Below are 19365 nucleotides of genomic sequence, written 5' to 3' on the forward strand. Positions count from 1 at the left end.
CATGCGCGCCGCCGTGCCTGCCGATTCCGTGCTATCCAGCCACGCCGGCGCCATGCTAGATTGCGCTACCATTTACAATAAAGCGAGACACCGATGACCTTCCTGCTCCATACCGCCCGCCTGGGCCTGATGACCGCCGCGATCGCCTTTGCCGGCCACGCCGGTGCCGCCGACGGCGCGTGGAAACCGCTCTTCAATGGCAAGGACCTGAGCGGCTGGACCACGTGGGTCAGCATGCAGCCCACGTCCGACAACATGAAGACGCCCACCACGATCCGCGGCGCGAACAACGATCCGAAAAAGGTGTTCTCGGTCGTCGACGGCATGCTGCGCGTGTCCGGCGAGGAGTGGGGCGGCGTCTCTACGACGGGCGAGTACGCGAACTTCCACCTGAAGTTCGACTTCAAGTGGGGCGAGAAAAAATGGTTCCCGCGGCTGGACGCGCCGCGCGACAGCGGCCTGCTGTACTACGCGGTCGGCCCGGAAGGCGCGCAAAGCGGCCACTGGATGCGCAGCCACGAATTCCAGATCCAGGAAGGCGACTGCGGCGACTACCACAGCCTCGATGGCGTGACCGTCGACGCCCGCGTGGGCGATGCGAACCAGGGCGACTGGAAGTTTTTCCGCTATGAACCATCGCAGCCGCTGCGCACCGGCCTCGCTGCCCGCATCCTGAAGAAGGGCAATTACGAAAAACCGTCGGGCCAGTGGAACACGATGGAAGTCATCGCCGACGGCAAGACACTCATCCACATCGTCAACGGCCATGAAGTCTTCCGCGGCGAGAATTCGCTGCAGAAGGTCGATGGCAAGACCGTGCCACTGGCACGCGGAAAATTCCAGATCCAGTCCGAGGGGGCGGAGACTTTCTATCGCAATATCGTCGTGAAGCAGCTCGACGGGCCGGCTGCGGTGGCGAAATACTGATCAGCAAAACAGGGGTGTTTCCCACAAACAGGGGACGTACCCCTGTTTCCCGGAAAGATTCCAATAGGCTGTTTCGCTTGACTGGCCTCCTGTTTCCCAGAAACAGGGGTACGTCCCCAGTTTTGTTGGGGTGAATCAGTTGCGCGCTTTTTCCCAATACCCCGGCGAGTTGTACACCTTCTTCAGGTGATCGATAAAATGCCGGATCTTGGCCGGCAGGTAGCGCTGCTGCGGGTAGACTGCCTGGATCGGGTAGCTCGGCACGGCATACTCGTCGAGCACCGTCACGAGTTCGCCCCGTTTCAGCTCGGACTGGATTTCCCACGTCGAGCGCCAGCCGATACCCAGGCCCTGCTTGACCCAGTCGAACAGCAGTTCGCCGTCGTTGCAGGACAGGTCGCCATCCACGCGCACGGCGAACGGTTTTCCTTCGTTATGGAAGATCCAGCCGCGCTGCTGGCCACCCTGCAGGTTGAAGGCCAGGCAGTTGTGGCGCACCAGGTCGTCCGGTGTGCGGGGGATGCCGTGGCGTTCGAAGTAGGCGGTGGTGCCGCATACCACGCGGCGGTTCGGGAACAGCGGCACGGCCACGTAGTTCGGGTCGGTGACTTCGCCGATGCGGATCGACATGTCATAGCCTTCGCGCACCAGGTCCACCACGCTGTCGGTCAGGTTGAACGACATTTTCAGTTCCGGGTGGTGCGAGCGGAACGCCGGCGCGTGCGGCGCCACGTGCGAGCGGCCGAAGGCGGCCGGCGCGGAGACGACCAGGTGGCCCCGCACCGTGGCGCGGCCGGCGCTGATGCTGTTTTCGGCAATGTCGAAATCGCGCAACAGTTGGCGGCAGGGTTCGATGAATTGTTCGCCCAGCGCGGTCAATGTGAGACCCCGCGTGGAGCGGTGCATCAGGCGCACGCCGAGGCGGCGTTCGAGAGCATCGAGGCGGCGCCCCATGACGACGGGCGTCACGCCCTCTGCGACGGCGGCAGCGGCGAAGCTGCCCTTTTCGGTGACAAGCAGGAAACTGCGAATTTCTGTGTAACGGTCCAATTGCATACTCCAAGTATCGACTGATCGAATACTAGCAGCAATTCAACAGATTGCGCCATCTCCGTATGCTGGGACCATTGACATTAACCCCCAGGAGACGAGCATGGCCCGCATGAGAGCGATCGATGCAGCAGCAGCAGTGATGCGTAAAGAAGGTGTATCCACGGTATTCGGTGTACCGGGCGCCGCTATCAACCCACTGTACTCGGCAATGAAGAAAGAAGGCGGCTTCAAGCACGTGCTGGCACGGCACGTGGAAGGCGCCTCGCACATGGCCGAGGGCTTCACCCGCGCCAAGGCAGGCAATATCGGCGTGTGCATCGGCACCTCTGGCCCTGCCGGTACCGACATGATCACCGGCCTGTATTCCGCGTCGGCCGATTCGATACCTATCCTTTGCATTACCGGCCAGGCACCGCGTGCCCGCCTGTACAAGGAAGACTTCCAGGCCGTCGACATCGAGTCGATCGCCAAGCCGGTCACCAAGTGGGCCGTCACGGTGCGCGAGCCGGCGCTGGTGCCGCGCGTGTTCCAGCAAGCCTTCCACATCATGCGTTCGGGCCGCCCAGGCCCCGTGCTGATCGACCTGCCGTTCGACGTGCAGATGGCTGAAATCGAATTCGACCTGGAAACGTACGAAAGCCTGCCGGCCTACAAGCCACAGGCAACCCGTGCCCAGGCTGAAAAAGCACTGGAAATGCTGAACGCGGCCAAGCGCCCGGTCATCGTGTGCGGCGGCGGCGTGATCAACGCCGACGCGGCAGCCAAGCTGCAGGAATTCGCCGAGATCCTGAACGTGCCGGTCATCCCGACCCTGATGGGCTGGGGCGCGCTGCCGGACGACCACCCGCTGATGGCGGGCATGGCCGGCCTGCAGACGTCGCACCGCTACGGCAACGCGACGATCCTGGAATCGGACTTCGTCATCGGCATCGGCAACCGCTGGGCCAACCGCCACACGGGCTCCGTCGAGGTGTACACCGAAGGCCGCAAGTTCGTCCACATCGACATCGAACCGACGCAGATCGGTCGCGTGTTCGGCCCTGACTACGGCATCGTCTCCGACGCCGGCGCCGCGCTGGACCAGCTGATCAACGTGGCCTGCGGCCTGGACGCGCTGGGCGCGCTGCCGGACCGTTCGCAATGGGTCGCCGAGTGCCAGGAACGCAAGCGCACCATGCTGCGCAAGACGCACTTCGACAACGAGCCGATCAAGCCGCAGCGCGTGTACGAAGAGATGAACAAGGCGTTTGGCCAGGAAACCTGCTACGTCAGCACGATCGGCCTGTCGCAGATCGCCGCCGCGCAGTTCCTGCACGTGTACAAGCCGCGCAACTGGATCAACTGCGGCCAGGCCGGCCCGCTGGGCTGGACTATCTCCGCCGCGCTGGGCGTGTGCGCAGCCGATCCGGAACGCCAAGTCGTCGCCATCTCGGGTGACTACGACTTCCAGTTCATGATCGAGGAACTGGCCGTGGGCGCGCAATTCAACCTGCCGTACCTGCACGTCGTCGTCAACAACGCGTACCTGGGCCTGATCCGCCAGGCGCAGCGCAACTTCGACATCGACTACTGCGTGCAACTGGCGTTCGAGAACGTGAACGCGCCGGAACTGGGCGTGTATGGCGTGGACCACGTGGCCGTCGTCGAAGGCCTGGGTTGCAAGGCGATCCGTGTCCGTGAAATCGCCGACATCCAGCCGGCATTCGCCAAGGCCCGCGAGCTGATGAAGGAATTCCGCGTGCCGGTCGTGGTCGAGATCATGCTGGAACGTATCACGAACATCGCGATGGGCACCGAGATCAACGCCATCAACGAGTTCGAGGCGCTGGCCACGGAAGAAGGCGATGCACCGACCGCCGTCAAGCCGCGCCTGAAGTAAGCGACGTAACGGAAGCACAGCCCGGCAAGGTGCCGGGCTGCAAGCAACAAGCATTGCACGAGCAAACAAGGAGAACCACATGCCAAGATTCGCAGCCAACCTGACCATGCTCTTCAACGAGCTGCCGTTCCTGGAACGCTTCAAGGCCGCCGCCGACGCGGGCTTCAAGGGCGTCGAGTACCTGTTCCCGTACCCGTTCGCCAAGGAAGAACTGGCGGCGCAGCTGGAACAGCACGGCCTCACGCAGGTGTTGCACAACCTGCCAGCCGGTAACTGGGAAAAGGGCGAGCGGGGTATTGCCTGCCATCCGGACCGCGTGGAAGAATTCCGCGAAGGCGTGGACCGGGCGATCGAATACGCGACCGCGCTGCGCTGCCGCACCGTGAACTGCCTGGTGGGCATCGCGCCGGCCGGCGTTTCCGAGGAAGTGCTGCGCAAGACCGTGGTCGACAACCTGGCCTACGCGGCGGCAAAGCTGAAGGAAGCGGGCATCCGCCTGCTGGTCGAGCCGATCAACACGTACGACATTCCCGGCTTCTACCTGAACCGCACGGAACAGGCGCTGCGCCTGCTCGACGAAGTGGGCTCCGACAACCTGTTCGTGCAGTACGACGTGTACCACGCCCAGCGCACCGAAGGGGAACTGGGCGCCACGCTGACACGGCACCTGAACCGCATCGGCCACATCCAGGTGGCGGACAACCCGGGCCGCAATGAACCGGGCACCGGCGAAATCAACTACGGCTGGCTGTTCCGCCACATCGACAAGATCGGCTACGACGGCTGGATCGGCTGCGAATACAAGCCCGCCGGCGACACGCGCGAAGGCCTGAGCTGGCTCCAGGACGTGAAGTAAGCAATACACGCAGTACACGCACTACACATAGCAGTACCCCGGACAACTGAAGAGAACACAGAGGAGAACATCATGGCAAATATCGGATTCATCGGCCTGGGCATCATGGGCACCCCGATGGCGAAACACCTGGCGGACGCCGGCAACACCCTGTTCACGTACTCGCAGACCCCGACCCCGTCGAACCTGATCGAAGCCGGCGCCAACGTGTGCGCCTGCGGTACCGACGTGGCCAAGGCCGCCGACATCATCTTCGTGATGGTGCCGGATACGCCGCACGTGGAAGACGTGCTGTTCGGCGAGCACGGCCTGTCGAAAGGCCTGACCGCCGGCAAGATCGTCGTCGACATGAGCTCGATCTCGCCGGTCGCCACGAAGGATTTCGCCAAGCGCATCAACGCGCTGGGCTGCGAATACCTGGATGCGCCCGTGTCCGGCGGTGAAGTCGGCGCCAAGGCCGCTTCGCTGACGATCATGGTCGGCGGCAGCCCGGAAGCGTTCGAGAAAGTGAAGCCGCTGTTCCAGCTGATGGGCAAGAACATCACGCTGGTGGGCGGCAACGGCGACGGCCAGATCACCAAGGTGGCCAACCAGATCATCGTGGCGCTGACCATCGAAGCGGTCGGCGAGGCGCTGCTGCTGGCCGCCAAGGCCGGTGCCGATCCGGCCCGCGTGCGTGAAGCGCTGATGGGTGGCTTCGCTGCCTCGCGCATCCTGGAAGTCCACGGCGAGCGCATGATCAAGCGCACGTTCGATCCGGGCTTCCGCATCGACCTGCACCGCAAGGACCTGAACCTGGCCCTGACGACCGCACGCCAGCTGAACATGTCGCTGCCGAACACGGCGACCGCGCAGGAACTGTTCAACGCCTGCGCCGCGCGCGACGGCGGTAACTGGGATCACTCGGCCATGGTCCGTGCCCTGGAAGTGATGGCCAACTTCGAGATCGGCCAGCAGGCAGGGAACTCGAAATGATCGCCGCGCCGCGTGAACTGTTAGGGGCAATGTTTACCGCCGCCGTGAACGCGGCGCAGCCATCGCTCACCATCGGCAAGTACCTGCCGCCCGCGCCCAAGGGCCGCACGATCGTCATTGGCGCCGGCAAGGCGTCGGCGGCGATGGCCCAGGCGCTGGAAAAAAACTGGCCGGGCAAGATCGACGGCATCGTCGTGACCCGCTACGGCTATGCCGTGCCGTGCGAACGCATCGAGATCCTCGAGGCGGCGCACCCGGTGCCCGACGCGGCCGGCCGCATCGCGGCCGAGCGCATCCTCGGCGCCGTGCAGGGGCTGACGAGTGACGACCTGGTGATCTGCCTGATCTCCGGCGGCGGCTCTTCGCTGCTGCCGCTGCCGGGCGAGGGCGTCACGCTGGAGGACAAGCAGGCGATCAACCGCGCGCTGCTGGCCTCGGGCGCCACGATTACCGAGATGAACTGCGTGCGCCGCCACCTGTCCGCCATCAAGGGCGGCCGGCTGGCAGCGGCCTGCTACCCGGCGCGCGTGGTCAATCTCCTGATTTCCGACGTGCCGGGCGACCACCCGGCCGACATCGCCTCCGGTCCGACCGTGGGCGACGCGACGACCTGCGCCGACGCGCTGGACATCGTCAAGCGCTACGGCATCGAGCTACCCGCCGGCGCGCGCCGCCTGCTGGAAAGCGGCGATGGCGAAACGATCAAGCCGGGCGACCGCCGCCTGGAAAACGTCACCACCCACATCATCGCCTCGCCGCAACAGGCGCTGGAAGCGGCTGCCGCCGTGGCCCGCGACGCCGGCGTGACGCCCGTGATCCTGGGCGACAGCATCGAAGGCGAAGCGCGCGAGGTGGCCCGCGTGATGGGCGGCATCGCACTGCAGGTTCATCGCCACGACCAGCCCGTGCCGAAGCCGTGCGTGCTGCTGTCCGGCGGGGAAACCACGGTGACGCTGCGCGGCAATGGCCGCGGTGGCCGTAACGTGGAATTCCTGTTGGCCCTCGCGATCGCGCTCGATGGCGCATCCGACGTGCACGGCGTAGCCGCCGACACCGATGGTGTCGATGGGGCCGAAGAAGTGGCCGGCGCCTTCATCGGCCCGGACACGCTGGCACGCGCCTGGGCCAGCGGCATCCGTCCTCGCGACAGCCTGGACAACAATGACGGGCATGGTTTCTTTGGCGCCCTGGGCGACGCACTGATCACCGGGCCCACCCTTACCAACGTCAACGACTTCCGGGCAATCCTGCTGGTGTAACAGCGGGCTGTAACAACGGGGCGGCAAATTCGCGGATGCGATGCCGCAGCCCCGGTTTCCGATGTCCTGAACGCATAAAAATATTTGGAGAACGCATGCTGCGCAAGCGCCGCTCACGGATTCTGGCTACCCTCGGGCCGTCCAGTTCCACGTACCAATCGATTCACGCGCTGGCCAAGGCCGGCGCCGATGTCTTCCGCCTGAACTTCAGCCACGGCAGCCATGCCGACCACGCCGAGCGCTATCGCACGATCCGCGACGTGGAAAAGGAAATCGGCCGTCCGATCGGCATCCTGATGGACCTGCAAGGGCCGAAGCTGCGCATCGGCCGCCTGTCCGGCGGCAAGGTGCAGCTCACGGAAGGCAAGAAGTTCCGGCTGGACCTGAATCCGGCGGAGGGCGACGCGACGCGCGCCAACCTGCCGCACCCGGAAATCTTCGCCGCGCTGGAAGCGGGCACCGACCTGCTGCTCGATGACGGCAAGCTGCGCCTGCGCGTCGATGCGTGCAGCGCCGAACATGCCGAGACCACTGTGCTGACGGGCGGCGTGCTGTCCGACCGCAAGGGCGTCAACGTGCCCGGCGTGGTGCTGCCGATCTCGCCGCTGACGGAAAAAGACCGTGCCGACCTGGCGTTCGGCCTGGAGCTGGGAGTGGACTGGGTAGCGCTGTCATTCGTACAACGCCCTGAAGACCTCACCGAGGCGCGCGCGCTGATCGGCGACAAGGCCTGGATCATGGCCAAGCTGGAAAAGCCGGCCGCCATCGATGCGCTGGAAGGCATCGTCGCGCTGTCCGACGGCATCATGGTGGCGCGGGGCGACCTGGGCGTCGAACTGCCGGCCCACCAGGTGCCGGTGCTGCAGCGGCGCATCGTGCATGCGGCGCGGGCAGCCGGCAAGCCGGTCGTCGTTGCCACGCAGATGCTGGAATCGATGATCGCATCGCCAGTGCCCACGCGTGCCGAAGTCTCCGACGTGGCCACCGCGATCTACCAGGGCGCCGACGCCGTGATGCTGTCCGCGGAATCGGCTTCGGGCCAGTTCCCGGTCGAATCGGTATCCGTGATGGACAACGTGATCACCGAGGTGGAGCAGGATCCGCTGTGGCGCGACGGTCTCGATGCCAGCCATTCGCCGTCGACGGCAACGACGGCGGATGCGATCTGCTGCGCGCTGCGCCGCGTCGACCGGCTACTCAAGCCCGCCGCCACGGTCACGTACACGATGAGCGGCGCAAGCTGCCTGCGCGCCAGCCGCGAGCGGCCCAACACGCCGATCCTGGCGCTCACGCCGCAACCGGCTATCGCGCGCCGCCTGGCCATCGCCTGGGGCGTGCACCCGATGTCGTTCGCCGAGGCGACGACGCTGGGCGGCATGATCGCCGACGCGCCGGCTGCCGCCGTCCGCTGCGGCCTCGCCGTGCCGGGCGACGACGTGGTCGTCATTGCCGGATATCCGTCCGGCGCCGCGGGCAGCACCAACCTGCTGCACGTCGTACGAGTCGAGTAACAAGTTGTTGTAAAGAGCTGTTGTTGTAAAGAGCTGTAGCTGTAGATGGGGGAAAGGACAGGTCGGGGGCCTGTCCTTTTTTTTCGTCCCATGGTTTTAGCGGGTCCGGCCCGCGTGCGGTACGGACGCTGTATCATCCCGGGCTCACCAAATTTCGCAACGCATGTTTTCTTTTCCTCTCTTGCCCGGCGCTTCGCGCGCCCTGCGGGCTGGCGACCTGCCGGCTCTCCTGGCCATCCAGCAAGCCTGTTATGGCGCCGCCTACATCGAGAGCGCGCAGGTGTACGCGCGCCGGCTGGCCAGCCCGGTCAACTGCTCGCGCGTGTGGGAGCGCGATGGCCAGGTGTGCGCCTACTTGGCGGCCTATCGTTCGCTGCTTGGGAAGGTCACGCCGCTGCACGGCGACTTCGGGGTGCCGCATGGCGCGGCCGATACGCTGTACGTGCACGACATGGCGGTGCTGCCGTCATGCGCGGGGCAGGGAATCGCCCGCGCGCTGCTCGAATCAGTGTGGGAAGAGGGCAGGGCCGCCGGGCTGCGCCACAGCGCCCTCGTGTCGGTGCAGGATTCGCGGGCGTACTGGGAGCGTTGCGGCTATGACGCCCGCGCGCCGTCAGGCCAGGCCGACCTGGCGCGGCTGGCCAGCTATGGCGATGGCGCCATCTACATGGTGCGCGAGCTCGATCTGGCGGGTTGATGACAGCGTGCGGATAGTACAGGGGCAGCGCTAAAGCCGCCGCGGCGCCCGCCTACTTGATGTTCGCCGCCAGCTTTTCCCACACGGCGTCCCCGATATCCGGGCGGCCGTCGGGTGCGCGCAGCACCAGGAAGAACACGTCTTTCTTCACACCGGTGGACATGTACATGAAATAGGCCGGCAGGCCGGTGGTGCGGCTGGTCATCGAGATCATCACGGCCGGATGCTTCGCGTCCTTGAACTGCCTGACCTTGACGTTGGTGGCCGATTCGCGCAGCTTGTTCAACGACCCGGGGTCGTCGATGCCGTAGAAGGTCTTGTAGCGCGCATCATAGGTGACCACGGTGGCCGTCGAACCGTACATATAGCCGTTGGCGCCCGGCAGGTTCTCGGCGGTTGCCCTTGCCGAATCGGCCGGTCGCATCCAGTACGAGTAGCCGATCTTCTTGATGTTCGACTGCGCGTACTCGACCGGCACGGGCACGTTCAGCGCGATGGGCTGCGGCAGGCGGCCCTTCATGAACACGTTGATCGGTACGTCGCGCGTCTGCACGGATGCGGCAGGCGCGGTGGGTGCTGCGGGCGTGGCGGGTGCGGTCCACGCCGCGGTGCTGGCAGCCAGGCCGGCCGCAAGGAAAAGCAGTTTCATGTTGAACCCCGGTTGACCGGCATTCCGCCGAGCGCGATGCGCGCCGGCGGAAGCGCGATCAGTTGTGAATGTATTTCGTGAAGACGTCGCTGAAATCGCGCTTGGTATGCGTGTCGAGGACGGCCGTGTTCAGTGCCGCCAGCAGCGCGTTGAACTGGGTGGTGAGGCTGCCGCCATCCGGCGCGATATTGAGCTTGTGGACGGAGGCCGTCGCTTCCAGCGCACGCAATGCATTCTTGCGGCACACCTCGTCGCGGCGCTGCTGCCGGCCGATCGAGATCAGGGCCTTGTAGATGTCCTTCAGCTGCTCGATGAACGTTTTCTTCACGTCGATCGAAAATGCGATGTCGTCCATCCTGAACTTCAGCTCGATGTCCATGTCCAGCGTGCCGGCGGTCTCGATGGCGACACCCGAGATCTGGAACGACGAATATTCGTAGCGTTTGATGGAACGCTTCGACGACACGGCCGAGTCGCCATCCACGTGGATCAGCGCGAGGTTGGTGAAGCAGTACTCATCTTTCTTGCTCTTGATGAGGAAGAATATCTGCTCGTCGTCTTCGCTGAACAGGTAATCGTCCGCATCGACCTTGTTGTAGTCGGCAGGCCCGACGATCACGCCGATATCACTGATGCCCAGCGCATCCGCCGCGAATTTCTTGAACATGGTTTTATCCCCGTTTTGGTGAAAGCGGCAACATTAACATTATTTGATTTGAAATAACATTACCTCGGCGTTTGCCAGCCGCTTATCGACGAGAGAATCAAAGCCCGGAACCCGCTCACTTGCCGGCAACCAGGTCGGCCATCGCGGCGCACGAACCCTCGGCCCGCAAGCCGGCGGCGACGCCCGCGCGGTCGGCCGGCGACCGGTTCTGGCTGGCCTTCCATTTTCCTTCGATTGCGTCGATGGGTATCTCGATGCCGGCCAGACCCGACAACAGGGCGGCCACGAAGCCGTCCGGCGCATCGGCCATCGTCCACGGATGCTCGCGCTTATCCTCATGGCTGGCGGTCAGTTGCGCCAGTTGCGCGTGAATCCAGTCCGCATCCTCGATGACGCGCGGCCGACCGCGTGCCTGCACCATGACGAAGTTCCAGGTCGGCACCACCTTGCCATGTTCGGCCTTCGACGCATACCAGGATGGCGTGACATAGGCTTCCGGACCATGGAAGACGACCAGGGCTTCCGCGCCGTTGCGCAGCGCATCGAGCTGACCGTGATTGCGCCCCAGGTGGGCGCGCAGGATGCCATGTTCGCCGCCTTCATGCAGCGAGAAGGGCACGAGGTTCGCCATCAGGCCGTCGGTGCCAACGGTGATGAGCGTGGCCAGCGGGCGGGCGCGGATCAGGTCATGGAGGACGTCCAGGCGGTCTTCGCGGAAGGGGGCAGGGCAGTGCATCGTGACTCCTTTCAGGTGATGTGGCCATTTTCCCGTAAAACTGGACTATCATTCAGAGCCAGATAGCTGAAAGATAACTGGTCCGCTTTGGGCTGCAAGGGCACTTTATGGCACGGCGCGAGCTCGTGATTGAAATACCTGCGCTGGGCGCGATCGACCGGCGGCGCGGCAGCGTGGGGCTGCAGGTCGCGGACGCGCTGCGCGGCGCCATCGCGCGGAACGAGCTGCATGCCGGTGAGCGCTTGCCCTCGACGCGCGCCCTTGCCGGATCGCTCGGCCTGTCCCGGGGCACGGTGACCGAAGCTTACGACCAGTTGATCGCGGAAGGCTGGCTGCAGGCGCAGGGCGGCTCCGGCACGCGCGTCGCCAGCGGCCTGCAGGGATTGGCGGGCACCGCGCGTCTCCCGGGCGGTACACCAACCGGGCCGGAGCCATCGCTGCCCCCATCCGTGGCCCGTTACACTGCGCTTGCGGAAGGCCTCGTGCCATTGCCGCAGGTGCCGTTTTCCGTGTCTGTCCCGCACGGCGACGTGGCGATGGATGACCATTGGCGCCGTGTGGGCAACCGCGTTCGCGCGTCGCAGGCGGCCGCGCCCACCGGCTACCCGGACCCGCAGGGGCTGCCGGCCCTGCGCGAAGCCATCGCCGATTACCTGCGGCGCTCGCGCGCGGTGAACACCACGCCGGAACGGATCGTCATCACCGAGGGCACCCAGCAGGGTCTGTATCTTGCCGCGAAAGTGCTGCTGGCGCCCGGTGACGCGGCGTGGGCCGAAGACCCCGCCTATCCGGTCCTCACGGCCGTGCTGGAAGACCGTGGCGCCCGCGTGCACCGGATCGCCGTGGACGGGCAGGGCATGGACATCGCGGCGGGGATCGCGGCCTGCCCCGATGCCAGGGCCGTGTTCGTGACGCCATCGCACCAGTACCCGATGGGCATGCCGCTTTCCATGCCGCGGCGGCTGGCGCTTGTCGAGTGGGCGCGCCGCCACGGCGGCTGGATCGTGGAAGACGATTACGACAGCGAGCTGCGTTACGCAGGGCAGCCATTCCCGGCGATGCAGGGGCTGGACGGCGACCGGGTGATCTATCTGGGCACATTCAGCAAGGTGATGGCCCCGTCGCTGCGCCTCGGCTACATCGTGGCGCCGCAACACCTCGTGAAGGCATTCGTCGGCGCCAGGGGCCTCATTGGCCGCGGCTCGCCGACGATGGAGCAGCACGTGGTGGCGGCCTACCTGAAAGAAGGGTACTTTGACACGCATATCCGGCGCATCCGCGGCATCTACGCGGAACGGCGGCAAGTGCTGATGGACGCGCTGCGTGCGGAGCTGCCGGCCTTGCGGATCGAACCGGCCGACCAGGGCATGCACATCGTCGCCTGGCTGCCGGCAGGGGTGGACGACGTTGCCGTCGCGTCGGATGCCCGCGAGGCTGGCATCGCGTTGCGCGCGCTGTCGCCCATGTGCTCGGACAAATTGCGGCTTTCCGCGCTGATGATCGGCTTTGGCGGTTTTACGGCTGACGCGTTGAGGGAAGCTGTACGACGGCTGCGCGATGTGCTGGCCGGGTTCATGGGCGCCGATGGGCGAGTGGGACTTGTTGGCAGTGTCAAGGCCGCACGGGCAGAAGCGTCGCACCGATTACGGTAAATTGTCGCTGACTGATTGATTGACGAGCGGCGACTGCGCCTGAGAGTTTCAATAAGGGATATGTATGAATCAAGATGCTGACGTCCAGGCCAATTTCTGGAATGAGTCGACCGGTCACTGTGATTGCTGCGGCAGGCAGTCCAAGACCATCTGGGGCGACCTGGCGGATTCGTCCGGCGCCAGGGCTGTCTACTTTGTACAGTGGACGGTTAATAGTCCAGAGCATATGGCGAACTTCGATCTTGTCCTCGGGCCCTGGGGGGATGGAACAAGCCCTTCTGATCGCGTGCTGGTGTCATTGCTGTATCGCCCCCGTCCCGGTGGAGGATCGTTCATGGTGACCAGTGGGAAAGGACGAAGAGCAGACGATCGCAGTCTTTGTGATCGCGCACTGGAGCGTGCGGACGTTGTCGGGACGCCGCTTGCAGGCGAGGTTTTCTCTCTAGTGGATGCGCTTTGGCGTACAGAGCCGAGGGTCGAAGAAATTCGGGCGCTTGACAGTATCGCCAGCCACGAAACATGAATGCAGGCCCGAGGTCGAAGCGGTCGATCAGGCGACGGTAATCCGGCTTACTGAAGGGGCAACGCGACTGATCCAGAGCTTGCCGGCGAATTGTCGAGACCGAACGGTGGAAAGTAGTCCAACAACTCCCATCAATTCACGGAGAACCGGGCGCTCATCTGTAGGGAATACTCCGATCTGGCCACAGGCTTGCCGACGCTGCTATGTCGAGGCTGGTGCTGGCCCGCTATGCCGGCGATCGTAAAGCTGAACTGAAAATCTGGCCGCCAAACATGCACTGCCTGGCGTCGCGCCAGGCAGTGCCAATGTCACGTTGCAGCCAAGACTTCAGCGGCTTACTTGGCGCGGTTGGCAATCTCGTTGCCGACATAGCCGCCGCCGAGAATGCCGGCCACGGTGGCCAGTTTCTTGCCATTGCCGTCGCCAATCTGATTACCGATCAGGCCGCCGACCACGGCGCCGGTGCCAATGGCCACATAGTTCGGCTTGGACTCCTGCACCACCGGCGCGGGGGCCGGCTGCTCATGGCGGGCCGCATAGGTGCGCGCTGGTTCCTTGCGCACGGCTTTCCGGGGCGCGGGCTCACGGTCACGGTAGACGATTTCCCGCACGATCACTTTTTCTGGTTGGGCCTGCTCGGCGGCCTGGCGCACGGCCGCTGCCGGTTGCAACACACCCGTGGTCGGCTGCAACGTCTGCGGCGAGAGCGGCTGCGCGCTCAACTGTGCTGCGGCCAGTTGCTGCGCTTCGAGCGCCTGGCGTGCACCAAGGGTTTGCGGTGCCGTCACGCTCGCCGGTGTGGTGAGCGCAGCCGGTTCTGCTTTGCTCGATGGCAGTATGCCGGTCAGGGCGGCGACACCGGCGGCGCTTACGGCAACCACCGATACGGCGGCGGCAGCGAACAGTGGGTGGATACGGCTTGCGGTAGCGACTTGTTCCATAATTTTTCTCCCTTTGGCCATTCATTGGCCGGCAGAAGTAGATTAATGGTTGAGGCACGTAGTGGATACACGTTGACCTGTATCACACGTTACCACTTGTAATCGAGCGCAGCATATTAGGGTCCTGCGCCGGAAGGCTGGAGGCAAGGGCGGAGCAGTGGGGCGGCGTCTCTTCCCGCGTGCTGATAGATGATCTACCGTTAGCGCGTGGACCAGCAGGCCGATGCGCCGCACCAGCCAACAAAAAAGCCCGCCCTCTCAGGAGGACGGGCTTCCCATCATCCAGCCGCGCCGGTGATCAGTCCAGCAGGTCGAACAGCGAGCGAGCAACCACCTTGGTTGCGCGGCGCAGGTCTTCCAGCACGATGTGCTCGTCGCCGCGCTTGGCGTTCGATTCCGACACGGTGCGCGGGCCGGCGCCGTACAGCACGGCAGGGATGCCGGCTTCGCCGAACAGGCGGGCGTCCGTGTACAGCGGGGTGCCGGCGGCGCCGATCTCTTCGCCGAACACGGAGGTGGCGTGGCGCGACAGGGCGTCCACCAGCGGGGCGTTGCCCGGCAGCGGCTGCAGTGCCTTGGACAGCAGCATCTGGCGGATCTCGATCGTCACGCCCGGGCAGTCAGCCACGGCTTCCTTCATCACGCGGTGCAGCTTGGCTTCCACTTCGGCCGGATTTTCTTCCGGGATCATGCGGCGGTCGACCTTCATGACGACCTTGCCCGGCACCACGTTCGTGTTCGTGCCGCCTTCGATCAGGCCGATGTTCACGTAAGGGTGGTTGATGCCCTTGACGTTGGAACGCACTTCCTTGTACTGGCGGTTCTGGTCGTACAGCGCGGTCAGCACTTTCGTGGCCGCTTGCAGCGCGTCGACGCCGGTTTCCGGCACGGCCGCGTGGCCGGACTTGCCGTGCACCGTGACTTCCATCTGCAGGCAGCCGTTGTGCGCGGTCACGACCTGGTAGCTGAAGCCGGCGGCGATCAGCACGTCCGGTTTCACCAGCTTGTTCTCGAGCAGGAAGCCCGGGCCCAGTTCGCCGCCGAATTCCTCGTCGTACGTGAAGTACAGTTCAACGCCGCCCTTCAGCGGCTTGCCCAGCGATTCCAGCGCGCGGGTGGCGAACGTGAACGTGGAGAAGTCGCACTTCGACACGGCGGCGGCGCGGCCATACAGCTTGCCGTCGACGACGTCGCCGCCGTACGGGTTCTGCGTCCAGCCTTCGCCCGGCGGCACCACGTCGCCGTGGGCGTTCAGGCCCACGGTGCGGCCTTCGCCGTACTTGCGGCGCACGACCAGGTTCGTGACCGTTTCCAGGCCCGCTTCGCGGGTGCGCTCGGCCGGCACGGCGTGCTGTTCGGCCTCGAAGCCGAATTCCTTCAGCAGTTCGGCGGTGCGCTCGGCGTGCGGCGCATTGTTGCCCGGTGGCGTGTCGGTCGGCACCTGCACCAGCGCCTGCAGGAAGCGCACCTGCTCGTCAAAATGCGCGTCGATCCACGCGTCGAGGGATTCGTAGGAGGAAGTAGTCGTCATGTCAGGTCCGAAGCAAGTTGATTGAGAAGGTTCTGGAATGCGCGCACGCACAGTTCCGTATCGTCGTTGGTAACCGATTCCAGCGGGTTGTGGCTGATGCCGGCATTCAGGCCGCGCAGGAACAGCATCGCCTGCGGCATCACACGGTGCAGCATCATCGCGTCGTGGCCCGCGCCACTCGGCATACGGAAGACCGGGAGGCCCAGCGCTTCGACGGCGCTTTCCCAGCGCAGGCGCCATTCCGGCGCGCACGGCGCGGCATCGGCCTGCATCGTTTCTTCCAGCGTGTACTGCAGGCCGCGGCGTTCGCAGATGGCCTTCAGTTCGTTGCGGATGTCTTCAGCGGCGGCATCGCGCACGTCGTTCGTCGTGGCGCGCACGTCGAGGCTGAAGCGGCAGCGGCCAGGCACCACGTTGATCGAACCGTTCGGCACTTCCAGCATGCCCACGGTCGCCACCAGGTCTTCCACGGCACCGCCGCGCTTTTCCGCGTACAGCACCAGTTCGGCCGCGGCGGCCGCGGCATCGCGGCGCATCGTCATCGGCGTGGTGCCGGCATGGCTGGCCATGCCCGTGATCTGGCCCACGTAGCGCACGCTGCCGTTGATCGACGTGACGATGCCCAGCGGCAGGTCGAGGGCGTTCAGCACCGGGCCCTGCTCGATGTGCGTTTCGATGAAGCCGAGGTAGCGCGACACGTCGCGCTTGAGCGCGTCGATGGTGGAAATGTCGAGGTCCGCGTTGGCCATGGCGGCGCGCATCGGCACGCCGTTCGCATCGACCTGGTCGAGCCAGCCCTTGTTGAATTCGCCGGTCAGCGCGCCCGAACCGAGGAACGTGGCCTTGTAGCGCTGGCCTTCCTCTTCGGCGAAGCCGATGACTTCGATACCGTAGGGCAGGCGGCGGCCGGCCAGGTGCAGTTCGCGCACGCACGCCATCGGCACCAGGATGCCCAGGCGGCCGTCGTACTTGCCGCCGTTGCGCACCGTGTCGTAGTGGGAACCGGTCATCAGGCGCTTGGCCTGCGGGTCCGCGCCCTGCTCGTTGCCGCCATGGTAGACGCCGACCACGTTGCCGACGGCATCGATCGTCACTTCATCGAAGCCGCACTCGTTGCGCATGCGGTCGGCCAGTTCGCGGGCACAGGCGCGGTGCGCGTCCGTCAGGTACGTCACGCACAGTTCGCCGCGCTCGGCGTAGCCCGGTTCGCTGTGGCAGGCCAGCTGTTCGTGCCAGTCCCACACCAGGTTGCCCAGCGTGGGCTCGGTGCCGAACTTGTCGTTCAGGCGGATCTCGGCGATGCGGTGGATGTTGCGCAGCGCTTCGTCGAACTCGAATTCCACCGGGTTGCCCAGGCGGCGCGAGAACGTGGCCATGATCTCGTAGCGGTTCATGCCCAGGCCACGCGGCCCGCGCACGGCCAGGATGAACGGGAAGCCGAACTTGGCGTTGTAGTCCGCGTTCAGTTTCTGGATGCGTTCGAATTCCTCGGGCGTGCAATCGGTCAGGCCGGCCTTGCTTTGCTCGTTCGTCGATTCGGCGGTCAGCGATTTCGTGACCATCGCCTTGCCGGCCAGCTCCGGGTGGGCCTTGATCAGGCCGAGGCGGGCTTCCTGCGGCGACTCGCGCAGCGTTTCGATCAGCGAGCGCTTCAGTTGCGCGAGGCTGCTGAAAGGCCGGGCGTGCCACGTCTGCTCGGCGATCCACGGCGAATGTTCATAGACGCCATCGAGCATGGCCGTGAATTCGGCCTGCGTAGCGTTGTTCAGTTGTTCCAGGGTCAGCATTGGGGTGTGCATATTATTCCCACGCGAATGCGGTGTCGGGGTTGAATGGATGCGCCTCTTTCCAGTGGCGCGCGATATCGATGCGGCGGGCGACCCAAACCTGGTCATGCTGGCCGATATAGTCGAGGAAGCGCTGCAGCGACCGCATGCGGCCGGGGCGGCCCAGCAGGCGGCAGTGCATGCCGATGCTCATCATCGTCGGCGTCTCGGCGCCTTCCTCGTAGTGCACGTCGAACGCATCCTTCAGGTACTGGAAGAATGGATCGCCATGCGAATAGCCCTGGGGCAGGGCAAAGCGCATGTCATTGCAGTCCAGCGTGTACGGCACCACCAGCTGCGGCGCCTGCGTGCCGTCGGTCTTGCGCACGTTGAGCCAGAAGGGCAGGTCGTCGCCGTAGTAATCGCTGTCGTACTCGAAGCCGCCGTAGTCGGCCACCAGGCGGCGCGTGTTCGGGCTGTCGCGGCCGGTGTACCAGCCGAGCGGGCGCTCGCCCGTCAGTTTGCGGATCGCTTCCATGCCGCGCGCCATGTGCTCGCGCTCGATGGCTTCGTCCACGTTCTGGTAGTTGATCCAGCGCCAGCCGTGGCACGCGATCTCATGGCCCAGTTCCACGAAGGCGGCCGTCACTTCCGGGCAGCGCTCCAGCGCCATGCCCACGCCGAAGATCGTCAGCGGCAGGCCGCGCTTCTCGAATTCCTTCAGGATGCGCCACACGCCCACGCGCGAGCCGTATTCGTAGATGCCTTCCATCGACAGGTGGCGGGCGGGGAAGGCGGCCGGATTGAACATCTCGGACAGGAACTGCTCGCTGCCGGCATCGCCATGCAGCACGGAGTTTTCACCGCCTTCTTCATAGTTCAGCACGAACTGCACGGCGACGCGCGCGCCGCCCGGCCAGTTCGCCTGCGGCCGGTCGCGGCCGTATCCTTTCAGGTCGCGAGGATAGAGTGGATTCATGGTTGCTTTTCTTCTATCGGTTGAGGATTTCAGCCAGGTCCACCTGCTGTGGATCCAGGTTCAGGTTGTGTTGCACATTGATGAGGTGCTTGCCGACCAGCCGCACCGCCGCCTTCACGTCGCGCCGCTCGAACGCATCGACGATCGCCACGTGTTCGCTGTGCGACTCGCCGGCCGAATGCGACGACTGGTGCATCAGCGCGATCAGCGAGGAACGGGTGAGCAGTTCGCTCAGCATCTGCGTCAGCACTTCGTTGCCCAGCATGCGGGCCACCACGAGGTGGAAGTCGGCCAGCAGGCGCGTGCGCCCCGGCACGGCCGCATCGTTGACCGCCGCGCTTTCCAGCGCGAGGTGCTCGCGCAGCTGGCGGATCTGCTCTTCGGTGATGGTGGCGCACAGCCGCTTGGTGACGGCCGTCTCGAGGATGCTGCGCATCTCGAACACGTCGCGTGCTTCCTCGGCGGAGGGCGTGGCGACGAACGCGCCGCGGGCCGGTTCCAGCACCACGAGCCGGTCGCGGCTCAACTGGTTGAACGCCTGCCGGACCACGGTGCGCGACACCTCGAAGATGTCGCCGATCTTCTGTTCCGACAGCTTGGTGCCCGGCATCAGCCGGCGTTCGGCGATCGCGGCGGTGATCGAATCGACAATGCGCTGGGTGGCGCCCGCCGCCGGCGCGTGCGCATCCGGTGCCAGCGTGGCGGGAACGATCTTCAGTTGGGTAGGGGATCTGGCCATGAATATCGGGTGATCGGAACATAAA

General features: G+C 65.1%; 18 protein-coding genes. 9 read left to right on the top strand and 9 right to left on the bottom strand.

All coding sequences use genetic code 11. From position 1 onward, the window contains the following. Positions 1-93 precede the first annotated feature (93 nt). On the top strand, positions 94-927 hold the full coding sequence (locus EWM63_RS26025; protein ID WP_130189125.1) for a 3-keto-disaccharide hydrolase: 834 nt from the start codon (positions 94-96) through the stop codon (positions 925-927). Positions 928-1062: 135 nt separating this feature from the next. Here the strand turns inward: EWM63_RS26025 and EWM63_RS26030 are convergent, their stop codons facing one another. Next, the gene (locus tag EWM63_RS26030) at positions 1063-1977 is read right to left on the bottom strand and encodes a LysR family transcriptional regulator (RefSeq protein ID WP_130189126.1); all 915 of its coding nucleotides are present in this window, start codon (positions 1975-1977) and stop codon (positions 1063-1065) included. Between the two features lie 103 nt (positions 1978-2080). Here EWM63_RS26030 and gcl point away from each other — a divergent pair, with 103 nt between their 5' ends. The 6 genes from gcl (at position 2081) to EWM63_RS26060 (ending at position 9157) form a co-directional block, all read left to right on the top strand. Beyond that, complete coding sequence (gene gcl / locus EWM63_RS26035) at positions 2081-3859, top strand: glyoxylate carboligase (protein WP_130189127.1); 1779 nt, start codon at positions 2081-2083, stop codon at positions 3857-3859. 79 nt (positions 3860-3938) lie between these two features. Next, positions 3939-4715 (top strand): hydroxypyruvate isomerase, encoded by a 777-nt coding sequence (gene hyi / locus EWM63_RS26040; protein WP_130189128.1) that lies wholly within the window; start codon positions 3939-3941, stop codon positions 4713-4715. Between the two features lie 72 nt (positions 4716-4787). Next, the gene (locus EWM63_RS26045; RefSeq protein ID WP_130189129.1) at positions 4788-5690 is read left to right on the top strand and encodes a 2-hydroxy-3-oxopropionate reductase; all 903 of its coding nucleotides are present in this window, start codon (positions 4788-4790) and stop codon (positions 5688-5690) included. Then, positions 5687-6949, top strand: coding sequence for a glycerate kinase type-2 family protein (locus tag EWM63_RS26050; RefSeq protein WP_130189130.1), 1263 nt, complete (start codon positions 5687-5689; stop codon positions 6947-6949). The genes EWM63_RS26045 and EWM63_RS26050 overlap by 4 nt, the downstream gene beginning before the upstream one ends. Positions 6950-7044: 95 nt before the next feature. Continuing rightward, positions 7045-8460 carry a pyruvate kinase gene (gene pyk / locus EWM63_RS26055; RefSeq protein ID WP_130189131.1) on the top strand — a complete coding sequence of 472 codons (1416 nt, stop codon included), beginning with the start codon at positions 7045-7047 and terminating at the stop codon, positions 8458-8460. A 163-nt stretch (positions 8461-8623) separates the two neighbouring features. Beyond that, positions 8624-9157, top strand: a complete 534-nt coding sequence (locus EWM63_RS26060) for a GNAT family N-acetyltransferase (RefSeq protein WP_207221157.1) — start codon at positions 8624-8626, stop codon at positions 9155-9157. A 52-nt stretch (positions 9158-9209) separates the two neighbouring features. On the opposite strand, the gene EWM63_RS26065 is transcribed toward EWM63_RS26060, so the two are convergent. The 3 genes from EWM63_RS26065 to EWM63_RS26075 form a co-directional block, all read right to left on the bottom strand. Beyond that, the gene (locus EWM63_RS26065) at positions 9210-9806 is read right to left on the bottom strand and encodes a hypothetical protein (protein WP_130189132.1); all 597 of its coding nucleotides are present in this window, start codon (positions 9804-9806) and stop codon (positions 9210-9212) included. A 58-nt stretch (positions 9807-9864) separates the two neighbouring features. Beyond that, entirely contained in the window at positions 9865-10473 is a 609-nt protein-coding gene (locus tag EWM63_RS26070) for a PH domain-containing protein (RefSeq protein WP_130189133.1), read from the bottom strand. 115 nt (positions 10474-10588) lie between these two features. Further along, positions 10589-11209 (bottom strand): FMN-binding negative transcriptional regulator, encoded by a 621-nt coding sequence (locus EWM63_RS26075; RefSeq protein WP_130189134.1) that lies wholly within the window; start codon positions 11207-11209, stop codon positions 10589-10591. A gap of 107 nt (positions 11210-11316) precedes the next feature. Between EWM63_RS26075 and pdxR the strand changes: the two genes are divergently transcribed. Together pdxR and EWM63_RS26085 are read left to right on the top strand one after the other, a co-directional pair. After that, entirely contained in the window at positions 11317-12861 is a 1545-nt protein-coding gene (gene pdxR, locus EWM63_RS26080) for a MocR-like pyridoxine biosynthesis transcription factor PdxR (protein WP_130189135.1), read from the top strand. 64 nt (positions 12862-12925) lie between these two features. Next, positions 12926-13384, top strand: coding sequence for a hypothetical protein (locus EWM63_RS26085; RefSeq protein WP_130189136.1), 459 nt, complete (start codon positions 12926-12928; stop codon positions 13382-13384). A 335-nt stretch (positions 13385-13719) separates the two neighbouring features. On the opposite strand, the gene EWM63_RS26090 is transcribed toward EWM63_RS26085, so the two are convergent. The 5 genes from EWM63_RS26090 to EWM63_RS26110 all read right to left on the bottom strand — a co-directional run bounded on the left by EWM63_RS26090 (position 13720) and on the right by EWM63_RS26110 (position 19340). Beyond that, positions 13720-14325 (bottom strand): glycine zipper 2TM domain-containing protein, encoded by a 606-nt coding sequence (locus EWM63_RS26090; protein WP_130189137.1) that lies wholly within the window; start codon positions 14323-14325, stop codon positions 13720-13722. A gap of 298 nt (positions 14326-14623) precedes the next feature. Beyond that, complete coding sequence (locus EWM63_RS26095; RefSeq protein ID WP_130189138.1) at positions 14624-15856, bottom strand: ArgE/DapE family deacylase; 1233 nt, start codon at positions 15854-15856, stop codon at positions 14624-14626. After that, on the bottom strand, positions 15853-17655 hold the full coding sequence (gene uraD / locus EWM63_RS26100) for a 2-oxo-4-hydroxy-4-carboxy-5-ureidoimidazoline decarboxylase (RefSeq protein ID WP_229487510.1): 1803 nt from the start codon (positions 17653-17655) through the stop codon (positions 15853-15855). The genes EWM63_RS26095 and uraD overlap by 4 nt, the downstream gene beginning before the upstream one ends. Position 17656: 1 nt before the next feature. Continuing rightward, complete coding sequence (gene puuE / locus EWM63_RS26105; RefSeq protein WP_130189139.1) at positions 17657-18601, bottom strand: allantoinase PuuE; 945 nt, start codon at positions 18599-18601, stop codon at positions 17657-17659. Positions 18602-18614: 13 nt separating this feature from the next. Further along, positions 18615-19340 (bottom strand): GntR family transcriptional regulator, encoded by a 726-nt coding sequence (locus EWM63_RS26110; protein ID WP_130189140.1) that lies wholly within the window; start codon positions 19338-19340, stop codon positions 18615-18617. Positions 19341-19365 lie beyond the last annotated feature (25 nt).

The organism is Pseudoduganella lutea, from assembly GCF_004209755.1.
Taxonomy (GTDB): domain Bacteria; phylum Pseudomonadota; class Gammaproteobacteria; order Burkholderiales; family Burkholderiaceae_D; genus Rugamonas; species Rugamonas lutea.

Excerpts from the sequence above, each read along its gene's own strand:
- EWM63_RS26025 (WP_130189125.1), top strand. The coding sequence starts at position 94 with ATGACCTTCCTGCTCCATACCGCCCGCCTGGGCCTGATGACCGCCGCG.
- gcl (WP_130189127.1), top strand. The coding sequence starts at position 2,081 with ATGGCCCGCATGAGAGCGATCGATGCAGCAGCAGCAGTGATGCGTAAA.
- hyi (WP_130189128.1), top strand. The coding sequence starts at position 3,939 with ATGCCAAGATTCGCAGCCAACCTGACCATGCTCTTCAACGAGCTGCCG.
- EWM63_RS26045 (WP_130189129.1), top strand. The coding sequence starts at position 4,788 with ATGGCAAATATCGGATTCATCGGCCTGGGCATCATGGGCACCCCGATG.
- EWM63_RS26050 (WP_130189130.1), top strand. The coding sequence starts at position 5,687 with ATGATCGCCGCGCCGCGTGAACTGTTAGGGGCAATGTTTACCGCCGCC.
- pyk (WP_130189131.1), top strand. The coding sequence starts at position 7,045 with ATGCTGCGCAAGCGCCGCTCACGGATTCTGGCTACCCTCGGGCCGTCC.
- EWM63_RS26060 (WP_207221157.1), top strand. The coding sequence starts at position 8,624 with ATGTTTTCTTTTCCTCTCTTGCCCGGCGCTTCGCGCGCCCTGCGGGCT.
- EWM63_RS26065 (WP_130189132.1), bottom strand. The coding sequence starts at position 9,806 with ATGAAACTGCTTTTCCTTGCGGCCGGCCTGGCTGCCAGCACCGCGGCG.
- EWM63_RS26070 (WP_130189133.1), bottom strand. The coding sequence starts at position 10,473 with ATGTTCAAGAAATTCGCGGCGGATGCGCTGGGCATCAGTGATATCGGC.
- EWM63_RS26075 (WP_130189134.1), bottom strand. The coding sequence starts at position 11,209 with ATGCACTGCCCTGCCCCCTTCCGCGAAGACCGCCTGGACGTCCTCCAT.
- pdxR (WP_130189135.1), top strand. The coding sequence starts at position 11,317 with ATGGCACGGCGCGAGCTCGTGATTGAAATACCTGCGCTGGGCGCGATC.
- EWM63_RS26085 (WP_130189136.1), top strand. The coding sequence starts at position 12,926 with ATGAATCAAGATGCTGACGTCCAGGCCAATTTCTGGAATGAGTCGACC.
- EWM63_RS26090 (WP_130189137.1), bottom strand. The coding sequence starts at position 14,325 with ATGGAACAAGTCGCTACCGCAAGCCGTATCCACCCACTGTTCGCTGCC.
- EWM63_RS26095 (WP_130189138.1), bottom strand. The coding sequence starts at position 15,856 with ATGACGACTACTTCCTCCTACGAATCCCTCGACGCGTGGATCGACGCG.
- uraD (WP_229487510.1), bottom strand. The coding sequence starts at position 17,655 with ATGCACACCCCAATGCTGACCCTGGAACAACTGAACAACGCTACGCAG.
- puuE (WP_130189139.1), bottom strand. The coding sequence starts at position 18,601 with ATGAATCCACTCTATCCTCGCGACCTGAAAGGATACGGCCGCGACCGG.
- EWM63_RS26110 (WP_130189140.1), bottom strand. The coding sequence starts at position 19,340 with ATGGCCAGATCCCCTACCCAACTGAAGATCGTTCCCGCCACGCTGGCA.